Origin of the sequence: Phaeobacter gallaeciensis DSM 26640 (assembly GCF_000511385.1) — a bacterium.
Classification (GTDB): Bacteria; Pseudomonadota; Alphaproteobacteria; order Rhodobacterales; family Rhodobacteraceae; genus Phaeobacter; species Phaeobacter gallaeciensis.
The window spans coordinates 108,875-134,803 of record NC_023138.1 but is presented as its reverse complement, the minus strand read 5'-3'; the positions used below and the strand labels follow the sequence as shown (position 1 = coordinate 134,803).

Here is a 25,929-nt window from a genome sequence, read left to right as displayed (position 1 = left end):
AGCCATGCCTTATGTCAACATCAAGGTGACCCAGGAAGGTGGCCCTAACGGCATCGGCCCATCAGCAGAGGAAAAGGCCCAACTTGTCGAGGGGGTCACAGATCTGCTGCAAAGGGTTCTGAACAAAGACCCATCCACCACCTTTGTAGTGATCGACGAGGTTCCGCTCGACAACTGGGGTATTCAGGGTCGGCCAGTCAGCCACATTCGTGCTGCCCAATCCTGAGCCATCGGTTTACGCACCAATTCCAATCTAAGAAAAAAGCGGCGCGCGGATCATCGCGCCGTCAAACTCGATTGAACTCATAACATTCTTGGCCCTACGTTTTATGAGCGTAGTGGCCATCCTGCACCCACCGCTATCTCAGATAGCGTCGTGATGGGTACATCTGGTTATCGTCGGCTTCTATCTGAAGGCTATATATTTTTGGTATGTTCTACATGTCATTCATCGCCGGGCTGCCGGTCGCGACACTGCACTGATCTCTGCCATGCAATCCATACTGACCGATCTGATTGCACCAAGTTGGGTTGGACTTGTCACGGTTTGATGCCGCTCGGATTGCTCACTTAAGCGACCTTTCTTTCGAAAGCGAGCCAAACCGGAATGAGCCTCTGGGCGCACTTTGAAGTGCCTAAAGGCTCACCGAAGTTCGCGAAGGAGAATAGCTTGGAATGGAGAAACTACGCCCCAGAATCTGAGAGCCCATTTGGACGTCATTGATCTGGACGGTAATGAGATCAAGGCGCGTGTGTACCCTCATCTGGTCATCAAAGCTCAGGCAGTTCGATAACTCCGAAGCAATCGATGATCCAGTTGAGAGCAGTCCGGACAGACGGGTTCTTGGCGAGATCGGACTGGATGACTGTCCAATAGTCTTCTCTCAATACATCGATACGTTCGGAGAGACGCACTAGCCGGGGATCCTGATCGCCCTTGAAGCAAGGAAGTACGGCGATACCCACACCGTTGGCCGCTGCAGCCGCCATAAGATCAGTATTGACCATTCTGGCTGCAGGCGGGCGTTCACGCATTGTCTCTGCCAGCCATTTCATCGTTATGTAGTGCTCTTGCTCTACAACGAAGCCAAGCCACGGTAGCATCGCGAGCTCATTTGACGATAGTGGCAACGCCCGCGTCGTGCCGAACGCCGGTGCGCCATAGACGGCACTGTTGATAGACCCTACACGGCGGGTCACGCCAGTCGCATCGGAAGGTAGACCGTGATCTATGAAGATGTCGGGAGCTCGGGTGTCATTTGGAGAGATTGCGTCGGTGACAACGATCTCGATCGCGGGCCCGCTTTTCATCAGATGCAATCCCTGGGCGAGAACCGCGGCCGACGTCTGGCCTGCCGCGACCCGAACGGTCTCTTGCAATTCTGATGTGAGCCGCATCGATTTTTCTTCGACACGCAAGGCAGCGCTTTCGACGGCACGTGCGTCGGGCAGCATCTCTGCGCCTGCAGCCGTTAGACGATGTCCGTCCCGATCGCGCTCGAACAGCGGGACACCTACATATTGCTCTAGACCTCGAAGCCGACGTGAAACAGTCGGTTGCGTGACGCCGAGGCTCTCAGCAGCACGGCGCAAGCTGCCATGCTGAACGACCGCGAGAAAGATTTTAAGATCAGACCATTCCATGTTACATTATTCTAACACATGAAACCTATATGTGGTATTTTTTTAAAACACAATTGATGGCAGTTTGACCCCCTATTCAGCCGCATAAGGGTGCCATAATGTTCAAACCTATCGTTGTCACGGTTGCGGCCATGTTCTTCTGGGCGCTTTTGAGCGTCGTGAGCCGCATTCTCCTGCTCAAGTATGATTTGGACCCGTGGATGTTCAGCTTCATTCAACTCTGCGCGGGTGGCACAGCCCTGATCCTATTGAGCGGAGAAAGACGGCTCGACACGTCGAGTTTTTCCAGACCAACGACTTGGATGTTAGGTGCGCTCCGAGTCACGTCAGCCGCGATTTTCACTGCAGTACTGGCATTGATCAGCGTCCTCGAAGCGGGGTTGGTCGGTACTCTGAATCTACCAGTCATCATGCTTGTGGTCTGGGTGATGTCAGGTACCAGGCCGAGCAGCCTGGAAACAATCGGGCAGTTGCTCGTCTTTGGGGCCATTCTTGCGATTCTATGGTGTCTTGAAGCCGACATCCGTGGACCTGCGACTTGGCTGATGGTGCTCAATGCCTTTTGCCTTGCTGCCATAACGCTTCTGTCTGAGCGGCACCCCGACAATCTGGGCGACCAACCTGGCGCGCGGGCGCGTTTCACGGGCGCCGTACTACTGGTGACAGCAACCATTTTTCTGGGCGTTCGGTCAGTACATGATGGTTTCAGTACAGCCCCTGTCAGCATGCCACTTCTGATTTCGAGCGTCGCGGTTGGCGTGTTCCTACGTGCCCCTGCTATGTTTTTTGTTTTCTGGTCTATCCGATTGGTTGGTGCAATGCGCTACACCGCGTCTGTCACGCTTCTACCTCTCTTCGGATTGATCTTTGAACAGTGGGCCATAGCCGCAGGGCTGCTTGACGTCACCCGATTCCGGGTCGTGACGCTCTATCTGGCTGTTATCATTGTGGTCGGGACCGCCGTAGTTCTTGTCGCACAAACACGACGCACCTAGAAAACCTCAAGAACCACCAGTACGGAATTGGCTTTAGCGTGAATTGAGCCCTGAAAAGCCAACATCCATGCAATGCGCAGCATTGGTAAGTAGTGGGATGTGCCGGCTGCTTCACCCGTCAGGTTACGGGCATGGTTCGCCCGTACCGAGGCACATTTGGTTAGCCAAACAACCTGCCTGACAGTTGAAGCCTACCGGAAAGGACCCCTATCAGGCGGAGCAGCTGTCCTTGGCTGTCGCTATTGCGATGCAGCTTTGTGCTCATGCCATCTTTGGTCTCACTAAGCAGAGCTCTACGCTCCCATTTTCACACCAAAGCGAATGTTAGCGTTCATTAAAAGCGTTATTCATGGTTTGATGAACTGGCTTTAGCATGTAGGCAAGCAGCGTTTTTTCACCGGTTGTCATTTCAGCTACGACTGTCATGCCAGCCTGCAGGGGGCGCTCATACGCGCCTGTTCCGACTGACCGGCCATCCAATTGGATTGATGCGCGGAAATAGGTCTCGCCGGTCTGCTCATCAATCAATGGTACCGGCGACACTGCTGCAACCTGGCCTTGGATCTTTCCGAAACGCCGGACGTCATAGGTGTCGACGGTAAGATCGACTGGTTGTTCCAAGCCCACATGCCCGATTTCGTTGTTCGGGATGCGCGCCTCAACCATCAGATCCAAACGGGTTGGCAGCAGCTCGAAGATTGTCTCTCCTGGAGCAATCACCTCCCCTTCATTAGGGAAGGCAACGGATTGTATGATCCCTACGCTGGGCGCAGTGATCTGCAGATCTTCAAGCTTGCGGTCGACAATTCGCAAGAACACTGCAAGTTCACTGCGCATGTCGCTCAGTTCTTCAACCTCATTCAGCATTTCTTCGCGCAGGGTCAAAGTCTGTTCGGCCATTTCCGCCTGGGCAAGCGTTACAGCGCTTCGCGTTTGGGCGAGGCGGACTTCTCCGTCGGACGCCGTTGTGCGCAACGCATCCAGCTGATCTGCCTCGCGCGCGAGATCACGCAAAGTGGTCAAACCCTGCTTGTGCAGGCGGCGGGCACGTGCCAGCTCTTCTTTCTTGCGCTCTATCCGTTCCAGTGTGAAACGTTGCGAATTCTGAAGTATGTCCAGCGTCTCCTGCTGCTGAGCGATTGACAGACTCTTCACGCGCTGGCTCTCGGCATAGATTTCCAAAGTCGCGGCCGCGCGGTGCTGCTTTTGTCGGCGCAGCCCTTCTAGCTCACCTTCGTTGACCACTGTTCCGCTTTCCAATGTACGCAAAACGGTCCGGGCGCGAGAAAGTTTGCGATCAGCGGTTGCTATCTGTTCACGCAGCCTGTGCTGTTCCTTGCTCAGGTCCGGGTGACGCAACTCGACCAGCACATCACCCTCTTTCACCTGATCGCCATCCCGTACATGCACACGCTCGACGATACCGCCTTCCATCACCTCGATCTGGGTGTAGTCGCCAAGCGGCACGATCGTGCCGGGTGCCCGGGTGATCTGAGGCACATCAGTGCGCCCGGCTAAAACCACCAGCGCAGCCACCATGCCGGAAAAGATCATACAGATCATTGCCGCCAATCGCGCTTGACGGCTTTTGTCTCTCTGCTTGGCCTTTGCAATCGGGCCGTTTTCCTGCTGCTTCTTGGATGGTGTGCGCATTTTCAGGTTCCCATTGCTTTCATAACCGCCTGCACCTTTTTGATGGCCGCAGGTCCGGTATCGTTGACGATGACGCGATCCCCGTTCAGGTAAATCAGCCGATCCGCCATTGGCATAAACGAGCGGTCGGCAGTTGCTATCAGAACGGTCTTTGCACCGCGTTGAGTTTCCAGCCATTTTTTAAACCGGTCACGGCGGGCTTTCGATAGGTCGTTGGTCGGTTCGGAGAACAGAAAGATTGAAGACTGCCGTGCCATGCTCCGGGCTAGAGCAAGGGCCTTGATCAGTTCGCCAGGCAGGCCCGCCACAAATTGAGTGCTCAGGCGCGTGCTGCATCCATCCGGCATGGCCTTGATCTCTTCAGAGATGCCAATGTGCTCCAATACATCATGAATCTCCGCCTCACTCAGGGCCGGGGCGGCAAGGCGAAAGTTTTGAACCACGGTCCCGTGGAAGAGCTTAGGCATATAAGTTGAATAGGTTATTGATTTGCGCAGTTCATCCCGTGCGATCTGACGGATGTCGATTCCATCATGTTCAATTACGCCGGAGGAGGGGGACGCAAGCCCGCTGGCCAAATCCAGTACCGCGGTCCGGCTGGCGGTATCCCGCCCCATGATGACAACCAGCTCTCCCGGCGCGCAGTCGAAAGCCGCTGCTGTGAGCAGTGCAGGGTTCAGCGGATCCGGGCGATAATTCACGCCCTGGAATGAAATTGCGCCGCGCAGAGTTTTCTGATGCGACTGGTTCAGGCCCAGCTCCATTTCCTCTGTCAGTGATAACACCTGATTGGCCTGCCTTTGACTCTTGCGGAATCCGGCAATCTGCCCAAGCGAAGCTTGAAAAGCTTGAACAGGCGCGAGTACCTTGGAAACAAGGGCAATAGAGGCGATCAACGCACCAAAGCTAATACTGCCTGCAACCGCGCCATGTGCGCAGAGAATGATGGCCCCGACCGAACCAAGTGCTACAATGCTCTGCGACACGGACTGAATCAGGTTGCGCAGCTGACGGGCACGGGCGGTTGCTGTCTCCGATGCTTCCGCCAGCGGCATGCAGCGGCGCAGCCATTGTTCTTGCATGCCGAGATTGGCCAATGTGCGCTGATGTACCACCGCATCCTGAATCACCGCGGAGCTTGCTCTGCTGGCCGCTGCCGCGGCCTGATCCAACCGCTGCTGGAATGGCATCGCAAGCACCCCGATGCACATCAGCAGCACCGCAAGTCCAAGCGTCAAAAGCCCGACAGAAGGAGCGAGATAAGTCAGCACTGCAAAGAACATCAGCGCGAAAGGCAGGTCTATCAGCGTTGTCATCACCTGGCCGGTAAACAGTTCTCGCAAGGATTCAAATTGGCGGAAACGCGCAATTTGCTGACTTACACTGGATTTTTGCAGCTGAGACAGCGGCAGGCTCATCAGTTTCCCGAAGAGTGCTACTGCCAGTGCGCGCTCCCCTTGCTGGCCGACATAAGCTAGCGCCCTGGTTCGAACACTGCGGAATAGGAAATCAGACGTCGCAAGAATAACGACACCCGCGACCAAAGCCACCAGCAAGTCCACCGACCCGGAAGGGATCACGCGGTCATAGATGGCCATGATCAAGAGCGGCGCGAGCAAGCCTAACAGATTGGTCAGAAAACCTGCCAACAGCAGACCTGGTATCATCTGGCGCAGTGCCGCAAATGAAGCTCCGACCGTGCGATGCTCCTGTTCCGCGGGCTGGAAGCTGAACTTTTCGATCCGGATTACTGTGCAAGGATTGGGCCGCGCTTCCAGAGTGCCAGGGTGTTCTCCGTCTAGTCCTGCAATTTGCAGCATGGCCCCATTGCGGCGCAGAGCCACGTAGCAGTTCCCATGGTCTGGGATAACCAGCGCGGGGCATTCCGCATTGGTGATCTCGTTCTCCAGGCAGGCTGCACGTGCATAGGGAACGTCCAGATTCTCAAGAGTCTGGATCAAGTCGTCAGTATCCAGCGTTTCAGTAAGGTATGGAAATGCCTCTGTTATTGCTTCTTTGTTGTCCTGCCAGCCGCCGACGAGCAGCAGTTTCTTCAGCAACGCACCGGCGTTTTGAGTCGTGACCAGGCTCATGCCACGTCCTTTCTCTGCTCCGCTGCAGCTTGTTCGGCACGGGTGTCCGCGTCCCAATCTGCGGCCTCATCCCCCCCCAGGCAGGTCAGTTTGCATTCCACGTCCGCAAGACGCTTCATGCGGGGATCAGGGCTGTCCATCAGGATTGTCGGTTTTGGAGACAAGGAAGCCAAACATTCTGACAAGTTGTCCCGTTCTGCAGTATCCAGCACCGCAGTCGGTTCGCTCATAAGCAGGATGCGCGGTCGCAGCGCCAGTACGCGCACCAGTGCAATCAACTGGCGGTTAACGGGATCGTTTTCAAAAACACTGCCTGAGCCCAGCTTCGTATTGTAGCCCATGGGCAGCCGGTGAATCCGTTTTTCCAGCCCCAGCTTTGCCGCAAACTCTTTCGCTCTGGCAATATGCGTCTCGTCGCCAAATGCGCTTAGATTTTCCAAGAGAGTACCCGACAGAATGGCAGGGTCATTTTCCAGCACAACAATGGCATCCTGACCCCGCGCCGTTACAAGTGACTGCGCTGGAACCCCGTCAATCAGCACTTCGCCAGCCGCTGGGCTGCAATGCCCGGTTACAGCATCGTAAAGTGCCTGTGTTTGCCAGATCGCATCGCTGCTGACCAAGCCAACCTGGCCTGGCGACAAGACCATGGAGTTTTGTTCCGAGCGTTTGGCATCCCCGCCATCCCGCTGGAGCCCGAGATCGCGCAGGGTGATTTCTCCTTCAATCAAGCCTGCATACTTTGCTGGAGCGCGATCAACATCTAGCGCGTCGATTTCACGCAACTTTCTCCAAGACAGGGCGACACTCTCTGACTGCACCCAAAGTGTCATCAGTTTGGTTAGCGGTTGAACGATCCGCCCGTTCAGCAGCATGCAAGCTGCCATTTCGGCAATCCCGATCTGCTGCTGGATAACTAGGAAGGCGCCAAACAGCCCCATAGCAGCCACAGAGACCTGTCCGAACACTGCCCCGAAATTCTGAGCAAGGCCAGAAAACCGGATCAATCGATGGCTGAGATCGACGGTTTGATCTTCCAGCAGTTCAAACCGCCGCTTCATCTGGCGCTCCATCCGGTTGGCTTTAACGGTTTCGTTGCTAGACAGCACCTCGGACAAAAACGCGTAACGGCGGTTGTCCAGCGACTTTCGCTTGTCAAAAAGCGTCCATTGAGCCCGTTTCATCAGCAGAGAAAACACGAATACCGCTACCAGGCCGGTGATCGGCACAAGCACCAACCAGCCGCCGATCAATGCAACCATCACCGCGAAAACCAGCGTAAATGGCAAGTCTATCAGCAGGGCATGATTCTGCCCCGCGTGATGGTCACGCAACTGGGCAATGGCAGAAAAACGGTCAGTGTAAGTCGAAGCTACATCACGAGAAAAGGTCCCCGTGTTGGCGTGTAATATTCGGCTCGCAAAGCGCTGATAATTCGATACAGCGGCCTTTTCCGCTGCCGTGTTCAGTAGCGTCGAGCGGCTCCACCGCAGCGCTAATTCTGCTCCTGCACTCACTAGGAGGAGGAGAGTTAACATGCGCAGTGTTTCAACTGACCGAAAGGGGATCACCCGATCAAAAATCAGCAGAATAGAAATGGGAATAACCAATGCGACGACGTTTAGTGACAGCGATGCAGCCAGAACAGGCAGCTTCACGGCCAGGGAGTCGTCACGCCCCTTGAATGTCTCTTCTTCCATACCCGCCCCATGCCACTCAGTCTTGTGCACGAGACAATGAAATCTCTTTAGCCTTTGTGAATTCCGCGGCACCACGTAGGTAAGAATGAGTTAAAATTCAACCTATGTGTGTTAGATTTATTTAATGATTTCGTGTTAATATAATTTTCTATTTTATTTTATTCTGAGGTCTTCATGTCTGGTAAAGACGGTCATTCGATAACCCAGCCACACAATTTTCTAAAAGATCAAAAAGATAAGGAAGCTTTTGCAGAGGGGCTTTCAAAGGGGGCGCAAGCCACACCTGAAGACCAAAGCCGCAGCACTCTCCACACTGGCGAAATACAAGAAGGCGATGTCTCCGAAAGAACTGTTTTTGATGGAGAAACAAGTTTCTCCGTGCAAGAGGTGGAAACCCTATCCGCCCAAGAGACGCCCGGTGACAGCAGTCCAGACGCCGCTTTGCTTTCTCCTCACGAAGGCTCCGCTGTGTTTTTTGATGCAGAAGCGTCTCAAGACACAGATAAAGGCGCTGATGATGGTCAGATTGCTTTCCGGTCTCACCAAATTTCCAACGAAGGGGCCGCACCTGCACTAGGCGGCAGCGGTGCTCAGGAACCGTCGGCCCGTCAACCTGTCCCGATCGCCAAAGGCAGTGCTGGCGGCGGATCCCCTGAAACTCCCAAAGAAAATAGCCCGCCGGAACGCCTTTCACTCTTCTACGGTTCTTCTGTCTCCGAGAGCGCGGATGGTGCCGTTGTTGGCAGCCTCTCCGCCGAGGACCAGGATACGGGTGACAGCCACAGCTATGCGGTCTCCGATGACCGCTTCGAAGTTGTAGACGGCCAGCTCAAGCTGAAGGACGGTGTTACGCTGGACCATGAAACGGAAGCTGAGATTTCGGTGCAGGTCACCGCTACCGACAGCTTTGGTGCAGCGCATACCGAAGGGTTCACCATCGAGGTGAGCGACGGCAATGATGCGGTGAGCGGCGTGGATCTGGCGGGCGGTTCTGTCTCCGAGAACGCGGATGGTGCCGTTGTCGGCAGCCTCTCCGCCGAGGACCAGGATACGGGTGACAGCCACAGCTATGCGGTCTCCGATGACCGCTTCGAAGTTGTAGACGGCCAGCTCAAGCTGAAGGACGGTGTTACGCTGGACCATGAGACGGAAGCTGAGATTTCGGTGCAGGTCACCGCTACCGACAGCTTTGGTGCAGCGCATACCGAAGGGTTCACCATCGAGGTGAGCGACGGCAATGATGCGGTGAGCGGCGTGGATCTGGCGGGCGGTTCTGTCTCCGAGAACGCGGATGGTGCCGTTGTCGGCAGCCTCTCCGCCGAGGACCAGGATACGGGTGACAGCCACAGCTATGCGGTCTCCGATGACCGCTTCGAAGTTGTAGACGGCCAGCTCAAGCTGAAGGACGGTGTTACGCTGGACCATGAGACGGAAGCTGAGATTTCGGTGCAGGTCACCGCTACCGACAGTTTTGGCGCAGCGCATACCGAAGGGTTCACTATCGAGGTGAGCGACGGCAATGATGCGGTGAGCGGCGTGGATCTGACGGGCGGTTCTGTCTCCGAGAACGCGGATGGTGCCGTTGTTGGCAGCCTCTCCGCCGAGGATCAGGATGCGGGTGACAGCCACAGCTATGCGGTCTCCGATGACCGCTTCGAAGTTGTAGACGGCCAGCTCAAGCTGAAGGACGGTGTTGCGCTGGACCATGAGACGGAAGCGGAAATTTCGGTGCAGGTCACCGCTACCGACAGCTTTGGTGCAGCGCATACCGAAGGGTTCACCATCGAGGTGAGCGACAAGAACGAGGCACCAAGTGGATTATCTCTGGGAGGTGAGAGTAAAAACCTTGCTCAAAATGGAAGCTTTGAAGATTTTAGCCTGGAAACCGGTCGGTGGCGGGCCTTCAAAGAGGACGATACCGGCAGCTGGGATACTGACACCAGTATCGAGGTCTGGGACAATTTAGGTCGGATAGATGCCTCTGAAGGTGAGCAGCACCTGGAAATGGACTCCGGCCGCGGTGTCGATAGCATAAGTCAGACCATCCAGACGAGCGAAGGGCAAGTCTATGATATGGGAGTCGATTTACGCGAACGCCTTACAAATGGCACCGATACTGTCGAAGTATATTGGAACGATAATCTCGTTGGTGAATTGGATCCCGATAGCAAGGAATGGACAACTTTTGAGATGCAGGTGATCGGGACCGGCGAAGACAAGCTGGAACTGCGAGAGGCTGCCGATCAGAATGACGGCTATGGTGCACTGGTCGATAACATCACGTTGACTTCCGCGCAGAACGTTGTCGCCGAAAATATCCGCGGCGCCATCATTAATCGGGTGAATTTCGAAGATCCGGATGGCGATGACAGTCACATGTTCGAGGTTTCGGACAACCGTTTTGAAGTTGCCAATGGCTTCTTGCGCTTGAAAGAAACCGAAGCTCTTGACTTTGAAGAAGCCAGCGAAATCGACGTGTCTGTCACGGTGACGGACTCTGGCGGGCTCAGCGCCTCTGAAACCTTTACCGTTGGAGTGGCTGATACCGCCGATCTGACTGTTTCGACTGGGTTTCATGCGCGGTACTTCGATATGGAACAGAGGCTTAGTTCGCTGGAGGATATCGATTGGGACGCGGAGCCAACGCATCAGGAGTTAGTCACCGAGATCAACTATGAGAACGGCAGGGACTCCTTCTGGGAGGGCGGTTCTGAAGACACCTTTGGTGTAGAAATCAGCGGTGCCGTGCAAGTGGACGAAGGGGGTACATACCGGTTCGACCTTGGCGGTGACGATGGCGCTCAGTTAATGGTGAACGGCCAGCCGGTCGTCGAAAATGATGGGCTACATGCCTATCAGACCAAATCCGGCGAAGTGCAGCTGGATCCTGGCACCCACCATATTGAAGTGCGGTACTTCGAGAATTACGGACATGCGGGTCTGAAGCTTGAATGGGAAGGGCCGGGCATGGACGTGCCTGAGCTGGTGACAGCACCAGATATGTCCGAAGCGCAAACTGTATCCGGTATGCCGATTGCAATGAACGTCGCCCATCCGGAAGTTGAGCTAAGCGAGACTACGAACTTGGCGCTGGAGGGACTGCCAGCAGGCACGGTAGTGGAGGCCGCCGGCAAGACGCTTGTGGTGGAGGATGGCGGCAACGCCGACATCACCGGATTTGATACGGAAATGCTGACAATCACGCCGCCCTATGATTACGCAGGCCAAGTCGATGCCACGCTCACCATGATCGACAGCAGTGCTTCGGCAGGCAGCACAGACATCAGCCAGCCGATTACAATCAACGTCAACGAAGCGCAGATAACAGAGCCAACTGCAGAGTTGGTGACAGGGTTCCGTGCCGACTACCTGGACCTGGACCAGCGGATCGGCAAACTTGATGACGTGAACTGGGACGCGGATCCCACCCATCAGGAGCATCAGGCCGAAATCGATTACAAGAACAGCCGTGAATCCTTCTGGGAAGGTGGCTCCGAAGACACGTTTGCAGCCCGGATCCAGGGGCAGGTTACGGTTGAGGAAGGCGGATCCTATACGTTTTTCACCTCTGCTGACGATGGTGTGGTGGTCTATGCCAACGGGCAGGAGGTCGTCAAAGACGATGGCGCTCACAGGTACCGGGAAGATTCCGGCCGGATCGAACTGGAACCAGGCACCCACGACATTGAAGTGCGGTATTTCGAGAATTACGGGCGTGCGGGTCTGAAGCTCGAATGGGAAGGCCCAGATTCGGACGGCCGTGAAACGGTACAGGCGGATCAGGACATTGCCGTTGATGTAAACGGCACATTGGATGTGGGCATCGGCCTGGAAAGCGCGAGTGACAGCGCAACTGTGGGAATTGAAGGCCTGCCCCGCGATACGATCTTGACCAGTGGTGACAATGCTCTTGTGACCGATGGCGGGCCTGTGGATCTTTCGGGATGGAACATAGACGCGCTCGAGGTTTCTCCGCCGCCAGGCTACGAGGGTGAAATCAAAGGAGAAATTGTTGTAAGCGATACGGCCTTTAATGGCGCACCTGTGACCTCCAGCAGCGACTTCGCGATACCAGTTGGAGACGCAGCCGCTGCACCCGAACCTGTTTCTCAGGATGAGGAGGTGATCGCACCCGGCGGAGTGGCGAGCGCCGGAGAGGTCGCGTGGGATGCTTTGCCAGAAGCCGATGATGCAGGCGGTGAGGTGACTGATACGCAGCAAGAAGATATATTGGCCGAACCCGTTGTCGTTCAGGATGTGCCGGAGATTACGCAGATCGGCACAGAAACCTATGAGCGCATGGATTGGTGAGGTTCAGGTAACTGAAGTTTAGGACAATCCACACCTTGCTATGCTGCTAGCACAGGGGAAGCCCGTTTATGCAAACGACGGTGCAACCCGGATCAACTGTCCGATCCGAAGCAGCTACCTTGAAGGCGAAACTTCGAGTTAGCTGGAGGATAATCACCCTTAAGCCGCTTCAATACACTCCTGCCCCTCATGGCCGACTTTGTTCACGTAAAAACTCACCCGAAATGCCGACATCTCTTTACCAGGTGGCGGCCGAACCAAGTCAGAGGCATTTTCCAGATCAGCGATGATGCGCGGATCAAGGCGATCTCATCAGGAATCGAAGAGATCAGTCGAACAGAGAAAGACAGCGCCAACATTATGACCATTCCCGGGGTCGGCCCGCTTATCTCGACGGCCATCGTTGCCGCCATTGGCAAGGGCGAAGTGTTTGATCGAGGTCGGGACTTTACAGCTTGGGTGGGGCTGGTGCCGCCACAGTTCAGTACCGCGAAAGGACTATCTTTGGTCGGATCAGCAAACGCGGCAACAGCTATCTAAGGATGCTGCTGGTGCAGGCCGCCAATGTCATTCTAATGCGTTCACATCGTTGGGACAGCTTGGGATTAGGCCAATGGCTTCGGGGCGTTGTCGCTCGCATGCCGCACAATAAAGCTGCGGTTGCCTTGGCCAACAAACTCGTCCGCACCGTCTGGAGCGTTCTGCGCTACGGGTCGACGTACGAGGTTGAGAGAGACGAGGCTTTAGCCGCGATCTAGCGGCCAAGACCCAACGGAGTTCGCGAAGGAGAACAGCATGGAACGGAGAAACTACGCCCCCAGAATCTGAGAGCCCAAATGGTTGTCACCGATCTGGTTAGTAATGAGATCAAGGTGCGTGCGTAACCCACAATGGCCACCGCCCGCGAGCCGATAAACAGGCCGAATACAAATGAGCGACTACCGCAAGCCACGCTAAATTCTCAGTTGCGAACAGCAGCCGGTACATACATTGGGCTAGCTGTCGTCATCTGGCGGCGGTGACCACGTGCAGTATCGCTGCAACCCTGCGGCCGCCGCGATGCTGCATGTCGGCAGCGCATAATCTGAGACGGAAGCTGGCGATCTTTCGGGCTGTCTGAACAAGGCGCATCAATCTTGGAACAACAATGCCTGTCCACCGAAGCTAACGGACATATCTCTGCAATAGGCGGCCTTCATAGGATTTCAAAGAAGGCCGGGCCACGGAAATAGCACTCATGTTGTGCCGAAGTTCTGGAAACAGCTCCAGAATCTCTTCTCGCGTTTCTTCAGAGAAACTGTCGAGCGATTGATCGCCTGGATAAAAACTCTCGGAAGGCACGCCTTCCGCATAAATCACTTGGTGCCGATCAAACAGTAGATGGTAATACTCAACCTCACCGCCTGGTTTTGCCCGGATACTGCAATCGTTTACAAGATGCTTTGCCGCTATCAGCACCTCAGAACTGCCAAACATAAGTTCGGCGTGAGCGCTTGTGACCATCATACGATGATTGGGTGAGACACACAGATTGCGCGTGTTTCCTAAAGCGCCCGCTCGAAATTCGATGGGAGCATGCTTACCGATGGCAGCTACTTTGCGGTGCCCAATCCAACGGATTTTTTGAATGCCGCTGTCCAGTGTCACAACGTCGTCACCCACGCAGAGATCCTCGACGGCCTTCTCTCCTGAAGGTGTCTGGATGTGCGTGCCCCTGGCAAAACAAATCAATACATCCCAGGGAACGCCAGCATTGTTATTTACTGCTGTTACAGAATAAGTGACTCCGTCGATAAAGGGAGCCGTTGTGAAGACATAGCTGTTGGCGTATCCACCCCAAAAGTTGTTGGTGTCATCCCATATTAAAAACGCTTCAACGCTTTCGGTCGCACCAGAAACGGGATCGGTATATGACAATTCGTACCAGACCCCACTGGTGATCATTTCACCTGCTGTTAGCCAAGGGATGTCGGAGGAGATGACCGTCGACGTCGTGTCACCGTTGACAATCCCGGGCGTTGGCGTGCCATTGTAGTTACCGGTCGTCCAGTCATTAAGGATGGCATCGTCGTCCTGAGCGACGACCGAGGCCGTAGTGCTTGCATCAGCCACAAAACTGTAACCGGGGTTTCTACCATACCCCAAACCGGTGCCACCATAGGCTAGTAGACTGTATGTAGGCATTACTCGTACTCCTCCGGATCCGCGAGAACGGTCTCCGACTCTTGCAGGTCACACTCTAAGCTCCCACACATATCTGGCAACAAGAAGGGGAAGAATAGTAATATGCTATCAGATCAGTTTGACCCGGTGGTAGAGGTATCGGTGATCTGGTTTTTGGCAAAGTCTGCCCTATCGAACAGCTATTTTTGGAAAAACCTCGCTGCGAGCACAGCGGTATGCTGCGCTAGCAAATGCAAAAAATCGAAAGTCCGTTTCGTCCTGCATCCCGTTCGTTCGATGATGGTTAGCGGCTGCACGTGCGGCAAAGGTCTGTTCCTGCCATCGCTCATGCAGCATGGGATCGCCGCCCGACTGCCAGCCCCGCGACTTTGCAAAGGTCGCTTTCTGCGCCCCTCCGACCTTTGAGCGGGGCGCAGCATCGTCCCGGTCAACTTTGCCGCCCTGGAGGTCTACTCTCGGGAAATCTGGCTGGATCCTTTACTCTTGCAGCGAGGGCGTCGCCGCACATCGTGCAAACGTCCGCTTTGGGCTGCCTGTTGTCTTCGGATACCTGGACGGCTTGGTGATCTTGCTGCAGACCGCCTGCCGCACCGCCGCAGGTCAGCTCAGAGCCCAGAGCGCCGAATGCTGCGCTACGCATGAATGCCTCAAATCAAGGAAAATATATGGATCGAGCCTTCGATGCGATACTCGGGTTCATTCAAAAAACTGAGGTTTCGAGGGGTGCAAACGTTTAACAACTGATCTGCGCATCGAAATCGCCAGCCTGTCATGAAAGATGTCCAGAGCCGCTTCAGACTCTTTCGTAGAAAGCCAACCATCGACGATTCTCCAGCGGCGAAAGAACACCCAATCTATTGCGTTTCTGCGCGAGAATTCGAGAGAGCGTTTAGCTCGCTCTCTTGTTGGAACTTCACCAAGTCGCGCCTTCGGCCCGTACTTTTCTCGCCCTTCAGCGAGCTTTTCCTCATGCCAAGCTATTAGCTCGTCGATGTGCTCTTCGCTGATCTCAGTTAACTCCGAAATTTCTGCCGTTATTTCATCTGGAATGGTAACTGTAGCTTTTTGAACCGCATCCAAAAACCGCTCGTCGCGCAGGAACTCTAAGGACCAATTTTTCGGCGAAGTTCTCCACAGAATGAATTCCGCCTGTTGCGTCCAGCCGCCGTTTGAGACAAGGCCAAGTTGCTGAAGCAACGGCAAAACGTCATCATTGCAGAGTGCGCAGCCCAATCCAAAACGAGCTATAATATTTGGGGTCGGAGGTGGCGGTGGATCTTTCATAGCGATCACAAAACCGTTTCCTATACGAGTTGGGGGGAGGCTTCCGTCTGGTAGGCGGAATGAAAGCTTGTTTTGTTGGTTCGCAAGCCAAAGGACAGAAATGCAGATATCATCCCATCGCGGCATAGTCGCAGGAAGTTCAGGATCGTCTTTAGGTACTGCCCCCCAATCTGCTGCATCTGCAAAACCAAGCTTTACCAAGGCCATGCATCCGATTTGGTAGGCCGTAGACGCCATGTCATTCCAACCAGGCCGATCCGTAGCCTTGGGCAGAGTTCCTGCAAGGAAATGGGCGACGTCGTTGCGCCAGTTTTGTTGGTCATTGCCCATGGTCAGTCTCGGATAAGGCTTGTATCCTGACTGTATGGCTGGTGGCACAGCAAACAGCAACTCTCCCAATATCTCGTTTTCCAGAGCGGTGTGAAATCCACAAAGCCGTCATTGATGCAGTTGCAGCGAAAGCTCACTCTGTCCGCACCCCTTCCATTCGATGATGGTTGGTTTCTGCACGCGTGGCAAAGGTCAGCTTTTCCTCGTGCGGCTGCGGCATTGATCGCTCGTCATGGCACCAGATCCGCCGACTTTGCAAAGCCCGCTATCTGCGCAAATCCGCCATCCAATGTTCTTAATGAGACACGAATGGCGAACAGCCACTAAGTAGTGATCGAGAAAATTTCGCTAGTTGTGACGAAATTCAACCAGCCAGGTTCAGTCAGAAAATTTCGGCAGATCATCGTTACACGCCCGTATCTTATGTGACCAGACCCGAGGTTGTAAAAATGAGACCATACCCAACCACCTCGATCTAATCGGATTCCGGTGCAAGCCTTCACCGGCTGGCACAAAGCGAAACAACGAAAAATGATGGGGCTATCACCAGTGGAAAGACGATGGGTGCCAAATGGCAAAACTATGTGTCGTCCTACAACAGGGAGGTAGTGGCGGACCGAGGAGGATTCGAACCCCCGACCCCTTGATTCGTAGTCAAGTACTCTATCCAGCTGAGCTATCGGTCCACTGTGGCGGGGTTTATGCGCAGCGGTGCGCCGGTGCAAGCCAAAAGCGAAGGGACGGGCAGATTTTTACCCGACCCTCGAATTGGTTTGTTTCCGTGCGCCGTCAGAAGCCTAGTTTCGAACGCGTCTGCCGAACCTGTGTCTGGAATTTATATCCACGCACCAAGCCTGTATCTTTCCCCATCGGCCACCATTCTGGATCATTTGGCCAGCTGCGCCACATAACACCCCAGGCATCGACGACATGGCTGATGCAGGATTTGTCGCTTGCGCTGGCACCGGCACGGCGTCCGCTCGGGTAATACCAGACAAGATCCTGGCACATTTGACCATTGGCATCGACGCTCCAAGTGCCGGCGCCCAGGTTGTCACTTTGGTCAGCGCACCAAGCCCGGGCCTGACCGCCTGGCCCGAAATAGATACCGCCACCACAATTGTTGGTCCAAAGCTCAGTCTTGCCAGAGTAGATCTTGGCGATTTTCTGTGGGCTTGCGATTTTCGCGCTACGCGGCAACGGATCCGCAGCTACTGCCATAGGCAGGACGCAAGAAAGGGCTGCGGCAACGAGTTTACACTTAACAGTTATCATTTTTTACCTCTTTCGGTGAGCCTGAACTCGGCTCGAGTTGTTACCGCCAGGGGACCAAGCGAACAGCAGACCTGAGGACTGATGCCAGATTGGCGGAAGCTCCGGCCCGATTACTGCAATATCAGAACAGAAAGTGGTCTGCGCTTTGCAGTTCGGAAAACGCCGTATCCTCGACCAGAATGGTCACATTGGCAAAATAGATTGCAGCATCGTCGCCCACTTGGGCGAAATCTACATCATCCATGCTCTCCGCCCCGCGACCCAGTTTGATGCGGTCAACGCCAACCTCGAAGTCGGTTATGCGATCTGTGTGGTCGCCCTCGTTGAACACAAAGATATCGGCCCCGTCCCCTCCGGTCATGACGTCATCCCCGGTTCCACCGTACAGGCGATCAACACCGGCGCCGCCTCGAATTGTGTCACCACCTGACCCACCGATCAAACGATCATTGCCTCGGCCGCCTCCAAGAAAATCGGCTCCCACGCCGCCGAAGATGACATCACGGCCGACTCCGCCGCGTAGTAAATCGTCGCCACCGTTTCCGTGCAATGTGTCAGCTCCCCAACCCCCGCGAAGAACATCAGCGCCTAACCCGCCGGTCAGGAAATCATTGCCAGCCCCAGCCGCTACGGTATCATCGCCAGCGCCAAGCGAAACACGATCTCCGCCAGCATAGGTCCGGATTGCCGTCACATTGTCATTCAACAGTGCGGTGATTTGATCATCGCCGGACAGAATCTCACGTGCAACGTCTTCAGCCCGCAGCGAAACGAAACGGTCAAAGCTCATCGAGATATCAGAAATAGAGACGATCGGGGCGCCATTAAGCGAATGATCCATCGAGAAAATCTGCCAGTCGGCCTGATCATCGCTAGAGAAATCACCGCCTAGACGCAGAATTGATCCATCTTCGCCGGTCTGCTCAAGCTCAGTCGGTGAGACGATGGTTCCGAACGATGCACGTGAGGTCTCAAACCCGTCAAAAGCCAAGTAGTTGCTCAGCGAGGACACGCCTGGAAACGACGCAACGAATACATTTGCCATTGAGGGCTCTCTTTCGCGTTAGATGGAACGATTTAATTAAAAAGCGATAGGGCTTTTCCAAACCGCACGCAAACTTTTGGCCGGGAGTCATGGTTAATGAGGCATTAATGGGCGTACATCGCGCACAAAGCCCCTCAATACGATCGACTGTTTCTTGATCAATGACGAGGCTTGAGTGCCGACCGGCTTTATTACACTCTGATTCTAGGTGTTACGACTATTTTGGCATCACATGGCTCTAGGCTGAAAACGGCGCAGATATTTGTCTGTTGTGGGCAAGTTTTTGCACAATGCGTCAACCCCGGTTCTGCCATTGACGCTGATTCTGTGCTCCCGAATAGGAGCTGCCTCATGTTTCAAATAGAATGTCGGATCGCCGCTGATAGCGCCATCATGTCGACAAGATGCTGTAAAATATAAGAAATTTAAGCTATACACATTTTGCATAGCCGTATTGCAATCGGCATTGGATTGTTCGCCAGCCCTAAGATACCGATGAAATAACGATACCGTAACGGGAGGACGAATAATGAAACATTTTGCGAGCAGGCTCGCGGTTGCAACACTGACGGCGACCCTGAGCACAGCGGCAATGGCGGAAGTGACCATCAAGGTCGCCTATGATGCCGATCCGGTTTCGCTGGACCCGCATGAGCAGTTGTCGGGTGGCACGCTGCAGCTTTCGCATATGGTTTTTGATCCGCTGGTGCGCTGGACCAAAGACTTGCAGTTCGCACCGCGGCTGGCCGAAAGCTGGGAGCAAATCGACGAGACCACGATGCGGTTCAAACTGCGTGACGGTGTAACCTTCCATAGCGGAAATGCACTGACGTCGGCGGATGTCGACTGGACCTTTGACCGTCTGAAGGCCAGCCCGGACTTCAAAGGCATCTTTGCACCTTTCACCGACGTCGAAGTGGTGGATGAGCTGACGTTCGATCTGAAAACATCCGAGCCCTACCCGCTGATCCTGCACACTGCGACGTATATCTTCCCGATGGACAGCCAGTTTTACTCTGGCACCACCGAGGGCGGTAAAGACAAGGCTGAGCTGGTTAAGCACGGCGACAGCTTCGCCTCGCGGAATCTTTCCGGCACCGGCCCCTTCACTGTCACCGAGCGTGAGCAGGGCGTGAAGGTTATCTTTGACCGCTTTGATGGTTATTGGGACACCGCTTCTGAGGGCAATGTCGACAAGATCATCCTCACTCCGATCAAGGAAGACCCGACGCGCGTCGCCGCATTGCTGGCAGGCGATGTCGATTTTATCGCCCCCGTTCCGCCGACCGACCTGAAGCGGGTTGAGGAGCATGATGGTACCACGCTGATCACCGAGCCTGGCACACGTATCATCACGTTCCAACTGAACCAGAACCGCGTTGAAGCGTTCAAAGATGCACGCGTTCGCAAGGCGATCGATTATGCTGTGAACAACGCAGGCATCGTGGACCGCATCATGCGTGGTTTCGGCACCGTGGGTGCACAGGCCAGCCCGGCTGGGTACCTTGGTTATGATGAGAGCCTGACACCGCGCTTTGACGTTGAGAAAGCCAAAGCTCTGATGGCGGAAGCAGGTTATGCGGATGGCTTCTCGGTCACCATGATGGCGCCGAACAACCGCTATGTGAACGATGACAAAATCGCTCAGGCCGTGGCTTCGATGCTGGCAAAAATCAACATCAAGGTTGATCTGCAGACCATGCCTAAGGCGCAATATTGGCCGACATTCGACGAACGCGCAGCAGATATGATGATGATCGGCTGGCACGCGGATACTGAAGACTCAGCGAACTTCCACCAGTTCCTGACCCATTGCCCGGATGAAACCACCGGCAACGGTCAGTACAACTCCGGCAACTACTGTAACCCGGAAGCGGACGCGCTGATGGCGGAAGCCAATGCGACAACCGACCAGACCAAACGCGGTGAGTTGCTGCGCAAGCTGGAAGGCATCCTTTATGAAGACGCCGCCTTCATTCCGCTGCACTGGCAGAATCTGGCCTGGGGTGCGCGCGACGGTGTCCACGCTGAAAAAATCGTGAACGCTCTGAACTTCCCCTACTTCGGCGATCTGAAAGTCGACTGATAGCTTACTGGCCGGGGCGGCAGAGCTGCCCCGGCTCTTTTGAATTATTCCCCAGATTTTCACCACTTCTTTATGGGCATGCCCCTGCCGCCCGCCGGGCGTCAATGGCGTTGTGCCCATCAACAAGTGACTGATACAAGGTAACTCAAACATGCTCGCCTACCTCGTGAAACGCGTGTTCCAGGCCATCGCGGTGATGTTTGCCATCTCGCTGATCGGCTTTGCCATTCAGGACAACCTCGGTGATCCCCTACGGGAACTGGTCGGTCAGTCCGTCTCCGAAGAGGTTCGTCAGCAACTGCGCGACGAACTGGGTCTAAACGACAGCTTCGTGACCCAATATGTCCGCTTTCTCGGCAATGCCCTACAGGGCGACCTCGGCACCAGCTACTTCTTCAAGGAACCAGCACTGGATGTGATCCTGAAAAAGCTTCCGGCAACGCTTGAGCTGGTCATGGGCGCAACGCTGATCATTGTTGGCCTATCCGTGCCCCTCGGCGTCTACACTGCGATCAAACCCAATACGATCCTCAGCCGCCTGATCATGGGCATCTCGATTGTCGGGATTTCTGTTCCGGTGTTCCTGACAGCGATCCTGATGATCTTTGTTTTCTCGGTCGAACTTGGCTGGTTCCCCTCTTATGGGCGTGGCGATGTCGTGCATGTCTTCGGTTACTGGGACACAAATTTTGCCACCGCTGATGGTTGGGTGCATATCCTACTGCCCTCCGTCGCGCTGGCCTCGATCATGCTGCCCCTGTTCGTGCGCCTGATCCGGGCTGAGATGATGGAAGTTCTGCAAAGCGAATACGTGAAATATGCCCGCGCCAAAGGTATTCGCCCCTATCGCATCTACTTCATCCACGCACTTAAGAACACGTTGCTGCCGGTGATCACTGTTGGCGGTGTGCAGATCGGAACCATGGTGGCCTACACCATCCTGACGGAGACCGTTTTCCAGTGGCCCGGCATGGGGTTCATGTTCCTGGAGGCGGTGAACCGCGTCGATACCCCGCTGATCGTGGCATATCTCATCATCGTGGGGTTCATCTTTGTGGTCACCAATACCATCGTCGACCTGATCTACGGGCTCGTCAATCCAACTGTTAATATCGCGAGGATGGGCGCATGAGCAGCCTTAGCACAAACCAAGGCACACCATCGCGGTTCAGCCGACTCTGGAACTCCAACATGGGCTACAGCTTTCGACGCAACCCGGTGGCGATGGTCTCCTTCGCGGTCTTCTTGGTTATTACCATCGCCTCGGTTCTGGCACCGGTGCTGGCTCCGTTTGACCCCTATGATCCGGCCCAGATCGATATCATGAACAGCGAATACCCACCGGTTTGGATTGACGGGTCGGATTCTCAGTTTGTGTTCGGCACCGATGATCAGGGACGCGATCTGTGGTCCACCATCCTCTATGGGACACGTTTGTCGCTGTTGATTGGTCTTTGCGCCGTTGCTTTGCAGGCTTTCCTTGGGATCTCCATTGGTTTGGTGGCCGGCTATGTCGGCGGACGGCTCGACAGCCTGCTGATGCGCTTTGCCGATATCCAGCTGTCGTTCTCAACACTGATGGTGGCCATCATCTTTCTTGCGGTGACGCAGGCGATGTTCGGTAGCGAGACCTTCAATCAATATGCGATTTATTTTCTTATTGCGGTGATCGGCGTCGCCGAATGGCCGCAATATGCCCGCACTGTACGTGCCACGGTTCTGGCCGAGAAGAAGAAAGAATACATCGACAGTGCGCGTGTGCTCGGTTTTGGCCCGATGCGGATCATGGTCCGTCATATCCTGCCCAACTCACTGTCCCCGATCTTTGTGATCTCCACCGTACAGGTGGCGAATGCGATCATTTCCGAGGCCTCGCTCAGCTTTCTGGGTCTCGGGATGCCGCCGAGCCAGCCCTCGCTGGGGTCACTGATTTCCTCCGGTTTTGACTATATTTTCTCCGGTAGTTGGTGGATCACCGCCATCCCCGGCGTGGTTCTGGTTGTTCTCGTCCTCGTCATCAACCTACTGGGTGACTGGATGCGCGACGTGCTGAACCCGAAACTCTACAAAGGATAAGAGCGATGTCGTTGCTTTCCGTTCGCGACCTGACGGTCAAATTCGCGATGCGTGATCACACCGTCACCGCGTTGAACCAGATTTCCTTCGATCTTGGCAAAGGTGAACGCCTGGGCATCGTCGGTGAATCCGGCGCCGGCAAATCCATCACCGGGTTTTCGCTGATGAATCTTCTCAGCCGCCCGGGTTTCATCGACAGCGGTCAGATCCTCTTTGGCGATAAGGATATCGTCAAACTGTCCGACGCCGAAATGCGCAAGATCCGCGGCAATCGCATGGCGATGATCTTTCAGGACCCGATGGTCACGCTGAATCCGGTTTTGACTATCGGCCAGCAGATGGTCGAGACGCTTAAAGCACACCGTTCGCTAAGCAAAGCAGAGGCCGAGCAGATCGCGATCCTGAAGCTGCGCGAAGTTTATATCCCATCCCCTGAGGAACGCCTAAACCAGTATCCGCATGAACTGTCCGGTGGCATGCGCCAGCGGATTATCATTGCGATGGCGCTGCTGCTTGATCCCGAACTGATCATTGCAGATGAGCCAACTACGGCGCTGGATGTGACCATTCAGGCGGATATCATGGAGTTGCTGCTGGAACTGTGTCAGTCCAACAAGGTCGGTCTGATCCTGATTACACATGACCTTGGTGTGGTTAGCCAGATGACCGAACGGACCCTGGTGATGTATGCCGGCCGACTGATCGAAGCGGGCCCCACCCGTGAAATCATCAACGATCCGCAGCACCCCTATACGCAGGGCCTGATCAATGCGCTGCCGCAACAGACGCTGCCGGGTCAGCGACTAAAGCAGATCCCCGGCAATATGCCCGGTCTGGCATCTATCCCACCGGGTTGCCCGTTCAGCCCGCGTTGCGAATATGCGGTCGACCATTGCCGCAAGGTCTTGCCGGAAACGGTCAGCTACCGTCAGGTCGAGGTCGCCTGTCACGAAGTCTCCCGCCTGCAGAATGCCAGCCTTGAGGAGGCAAGCGTATGACCACCCAAACACAAGACAGTAAACCATTGCTTGAACTGAAGAACCTTGAAAAACGCTTTGAGCTGGACAAGGGGTTTCTGGAAACCATCAAGCTGCGCGGCGGTCGCATCACCCGGGAAAAACGCGCTGTTCATGCGGTGAACAATGTCTCGCTTAGTGCTGATCGGGGAGAAGCTCTGTGTATTGTCGGTGAATCGGGCTGCGGCAAATCTACCGTCGCTCGTCTGGTAGCCGGGCTGCTGACACCGAGCGGCGGCGAGATCCACTATGATGGTGAACGGATTGATGATTGCTCACGCGGGGAGATGATGCCTCTGCGCAAGAAGATGCAGATGATCTTTCAGAACCCTTATGCTTCTCTCAATCCGCGCATGACGATTCAGCAAGCGCTGGAAGAGCCGGTTCGCCACCACAACCCCTCTCTGTCGCGCGGCGAAGTTCGCGACAAGGTCTCAGAAGTGATGCGGTCTGTAGGGGTGGATCCCAGCTGGTCCAGCCGCTATCCGCATGAGTTCTCTGGCGGGCAGCGCCAGCGGATCGCCATCGCGCGCGCGCTGACGGTGGACCCTGAGTTTATCATCGCAGATGAACCTATCTCAGCGTTGGACGTCTCGATTCAGGCGCAGGTTCTGAACCTGATGCTGGAGGCGAAAGACCAGCGCGGTTTGACCTATTTCTTCATCACCCATGATCTGAGTGTTGTGGAACATTTCGGCACCCGCGTTGCGGTGCTGTATCTCGGGACATTATGCGAGCTGGCCGATACCCGGACCCTGTTTGAAAACCCGAAACACCCTTACACCAAGGCTTTGTTGTCGGCGGTCCCGCAGTTGAAAGATCAGGGGCAAAGCCACATCCGTCTGCAAGGTGAGATCCCGACGCCGATCAACTTGCCTCAAGGTTGCCCCTTCCAAACGCGCTGCGCATTTGCGAATGCTAGATGTCGCGAGTCGCGGCCACGGCCGCTGCGTCAGGCAGACGGCAGCACCGTTGCCTGCCACGCAGTCGAAGAAAATAGGCTAGACAGCTAAACACCGGAACCCCCGGCCCACTGGATGACCCCAGAACGGACCTAGGCAAGTTGGATATTATCTGGCTCAGAGATTTTGAAGCGCTGACAACGCACAAGAACTTTTCGCGCGCAGCGGAAGACCGCAATGTCAGCCAACCTGCATTCTCCAGGCGCATTCGTGCCCTGGAGGATGAGGTTGGCGTGAAGTTGATCAACAGGCAAACTTTCCCACTGTCTTTGACACCGGCTGGGGATGTGTTCCTGTCGCAGGCCAAAATTATCCTGCGCACGTACTCGGAAACACTGGAACGCTGCCAGACAATTGATGCTGCGGGTGAAAACGTTATTCGGTTTGCGTCGTCACAGTCGCTTTATATGACACACTTCCGTGACCACATCGAACCTCTGATGGAGGCTGGCGGGCTGGATGTTGATCTCAACTCGACCAGCTGGGCAGCAGATCAGTTTGTGACGGCACTGCAGCAGCGGTATTGTGACGTCATCCTGACCTATTGGCATCCAGCCATGGATTTCCTGTCACCGCTGGAGGTCAGCAAATGCGACTATCTTACGCTGTCAGAGGACGAATTCATCCCGGTTTCAAAAACCGATGCCGACGGCAACCCGCTGTTTGATCTGCGCCGGGATCCCAAGCGGCAGATACCCCTGCTGTCATATGGCAGTGCATCGGCTCTGAGATCGGTTCTTGACCATACTCTGCGGCAGCAAATTTCGCCGCCAAACCTGCTGGTGGTGAACCAGAATTCTCTGGCCAACTCGGTTAAGGCAATGATCCTTGAAGGTTTCGGGTTAGGATGGCTACCTCGCAAACTCTGCCAAGCCGAACTCACCGAGGGTCGTCTGGCGGTTGCCGGTGAAGAAGCGTTTGTGACTCCCCTATCGGTCCGCCTTTATCGTGAGACGGAGAATAGCAAACCCACGCTGAATAGCCTGTGGCGGCGCATGAGCGATAGCGCGATGTCGATCACCTGATTTTCGAAGCGTTACTCTGTCGTTATCTCTGATCGCCATGATGCGACCTATATTTCATCAGTCCGCTGGTGAGCGCGCCCAGTTCAATCCAGTTAAAATTGAGCGCAGGCGGAATACAGCCAAACTACCGCTTTGCGAGTGTTTATGTTTTGACTTCACGCAAAAGGCGCATAAAAGAGGTGCTGAGTGCGCTGACCAGGGGTGGCGGCGTGCCTTTGTATAGCGGTGCTGTTGTCTTTGGCGCCCTATA

17 protein-coding genes, 1 tRNA gene and 1 pseudogene are annotated in these 25,929 nt (G+C 55.0%); 10 read left to right on the top strand and 9 right to left on the bottom strand.

What is annotated here, in order from left to right; translation table 11 throughout:
- Window positions 1–4: 4 nt before the first annotated feature.
- Entirely contained in the window at window positions 5–226 is a 222-nt protein-coding gene (locus tag GAL_RS18800; protein WP_024099127.1) for a tautomerase family protein, read from the top strand.
- 545 nt (window positions 227–771) lie between these two features.
- Here GAL_RS18800 and GAL_RS18795 read toward each other — a convergent pair.
- The gene (locus GAL_RS18795) at window positions 772–1,644 is read right to left on the bottom strand and encodes a LysR family transcriptional regulator (RefSeq protein ID WP_081731456.1); all 873 of its coding nucleotides are present in this window, start codon (window positions 1,642–1,644) and stop codon (window positions 772–774) included.
- A gap of 98 nt (window positions 1,645–1,742) precedes the next feature.
- Between GAL_RS18795 and GAL_RS18790 the strand changes: the two genes are divergently transcribed.
- Window positions 1,743–2,639 carry a hypothetical protein gene (locus GAL_RS18790; protein ID WP_024099125.1) on the top strand — a complete coding sequence of 299 codons (897 nt, stop codon included), beginning with the start codon at window positions 1,743–1,745 and terminating at the stop codon, window positions 2,637–2,639.
- A gap of 324 nt (window positions 2,640–2,963) precedes the next feature.
- Here the strand turns inward: GAL_RS18790 and GAL_RS18785 are convergent, their stop codons facing one another.
- The 3 genes from GAL_RS18785 to GAL_RS18775 all read right to left on the bottom strand — a co-directional run bounded on the left by GAL_RS18785 (window position 2,964) and on the right by GAL_RS18775 (window position 8,085).
- Window positions 2,964–4,202: an HlyD family type I secretion periplasmic adaptor subunit gene (locus tag GAL_RS18785; RefSeq protein ID WP_275541795.1), complete on the bottom strand. Its 1,239-nt coding sequence runs from the start codon at window positions 4,200–4,202 to the stop codon at window positions 2,964–2,966.
- 92 nt (window positions 4,203–4,294) lie between these two features.
- Window positions 4,295–6,385: an ABC transporter transmembrane domain-containing protein gene (locus tag GAL_RS18780; protein WP_024099123.1), complete on the bottom strand. Its 2,091-nt coding sequence runs from the start codon at window positions 6,383–6,385 to the stop codon at window positions 4,295–4,297.
- The gene (locus GAL_RS18775) at window positions 6,382–8,085 is read right to left on the bottom strand and encodes an ABC transporter transmembrane domain-containing protein (protein ID WP_024099122.1); all 1,704 of its coding nucleotides are present in this window, start codon (window positions 8,083–8,085) and stop codon (window positions 6,382–6,384) included. The genes GAL_RS18780 and GAL_RS18775 overlap by 4 nt, the downstream gene beginning before the upstream one ends.
- A gap of 468 nt (window positions 8,086–8,553) precedes the next feature.
- On the opposite strand from GAL_RS18775, the gene GAL_RS22010 reads away from it, so the two are divergent.
- Both GAL_RS22010 and GAL_RS22300 read left to right on the top strand, forming a co-directional pair.
- Window positions 8,554–12,396 (top strand): PA14 domain-containing protein, encoded by a 3,843-nt coding sequence (locus tag GAL_RS22010; RefSeq protein WP_169731162.1) that lies wholly within the window; start codon window positions 8,554–8,556, stop codon window positions 12,394–12,396.
- Between the two features lie 288 nt (window positions 12,397–12,684).
- Window positions 12,685–13,154: pseudogene (locus GAL_RS22300) on the top strand (IS110 family RNA-guided transposase); the annotation flags it as partial.
- 406 nt (window positions 13,155–13,560) lie between these two features.
- Here GAL_RS22300 and GAL_RS22560 read toward each other — a convergent pair.
- The 5 genes from GAL_RS22560 to GAL_RS21990 form a co-directional block, all read right to left on the bottom strand.
- Window positions 13,561–14,580, bottom strand: coding sequence for a Hint domain-containing protein (locus GAL_RS22560; RefSeq protein ID WP_024099119.1), 1,020 nt, complete (start codon window positions 14,578–14,580; stop codon window positions 13,561–13,563).
- Between the two features lie 696 nt (window positions 14,581–15,276).
- A complete protein-coding gene (locus GAL_RS18750; protein WP_024099118.1) occupies window positions 15,277–16,194 on the bottom strand; it encodes a hypothetical protein in 918 nt (305 codons plus the stop codon).
- A 609-nt stretch (window positions 16,195–16,803) separates the two neighbouring features.
- Window positions 16,804–16,880 (bottom strand) — tRNA-Arg (locus tag GAL_RS18745).
- Between the two features lie 103 nt (window positions 16,881–16,983).
- Window positions 16,984–17,415: a DUF995 domain-containing protein gene (locus tag GAL_RS18740; RefSeq protein WP_244462810.1), complete on the bottom strand. Its 432-nt coding sequence runs from the start codon at window positions 17,413–17,415 to the stop codon at window positions 16,984–16,986.
- A gap of 175 nt (window positions 17,416–17,590) precedes the next feature.
- A complete protein-coding gene (locus tag GAL_RS21990) occupies window positions 17,591–18,514 on the bottom strand; it encodes a calcium-binding protein (protein ID WP_024099116.1) in 924 nt (307 codons plus the stop codon).
- Between the two features lie 529 nt (window positions 18,515–19,043).
- Between GAL_RS21990 and GAL_RS18730 the strand changes: the two genes are divergently transcribed.
- The 6 genes from GAL_RS18730 (at window position 19,044) to GAL_RS18705 (ending at window position 25,679) form a co-directional block, all read left to right on the top strand.
- Window positions 19,044–20,600 carry an ABC transporter substrate-binding protein gene (locus GAL_RS18730; RefSeq protein WP_024099115.1) on the top strand — a complete coding sequence of 519 codons (1,557 nt, stop codon included), beginning with the start codon at window positions 19,044–19,046 and terminating at the stop codon, window positions 20,598–20,600.
- 151 nt (window positions 20,601–20,751) lie between these two features.
- Window positions 20,752–21,732, top strand: a complete 981-nt coding sequence (locus GAL_RS18725; RefSeq protein WP_014881734.1) for an ABC transporter permease — start codon at window positions 20,752–20,754, stop codon at window positions 21,730–21,732.
- Window positions 21,729–22,676: an ABC transporter permease gene (locus GAL_RS18720; RefSeq protein WP_024099114.1), complete on the top strand. Its 948-nt coding sequence runs from the start codon at window positions 21,729–21,731 to the stop codon at window positions 22,674–22,676. The genes GAL_RS18725 and GAL_RS18720 overlap by 4 nt, the downstream gene beginning before the upstream one ends.
- A 5-nt stretch (window positions 22,677–22,681) precedes the next feature.
- Entirely contained in the window at window positions 22,682–23,674 is a 993-nt protein-coding gene (locus tag GAL_RS18715) for an ABC transporter ATP-binding protein (RefSeq protein WP_014881732.1), read from the top strand.
- Entirely contained in the window at window positions 23,671–24,705 is a 1,035-nt protein-coding gene (locus tag GAL_RS18710; RefSeq protein WP_024099113.1) for an ABC transporter ATP-binding protein, read from the top strand. The genes GAL_RS18715 and GAL_RS18710 overlap by 4 nt, the downstream gene beginning before the upstream one ends.
- A gap of 50 nt (window positions 24,706–24,755) precedes the next feature.
- Window positions 24,756–25,679 (top strand): LysR family transcriptional regulator, encoded by a 924-nt coding sequence (locus GAL_RS18705; RefSeq protein WP_024099112.1) that lies wholly within the window; start codon window positions 24,756–24,758, stop codon window positions 25,677–25,679.
- Window positions 25,680–25,929 lie beyond the last annotated feature (250 nt).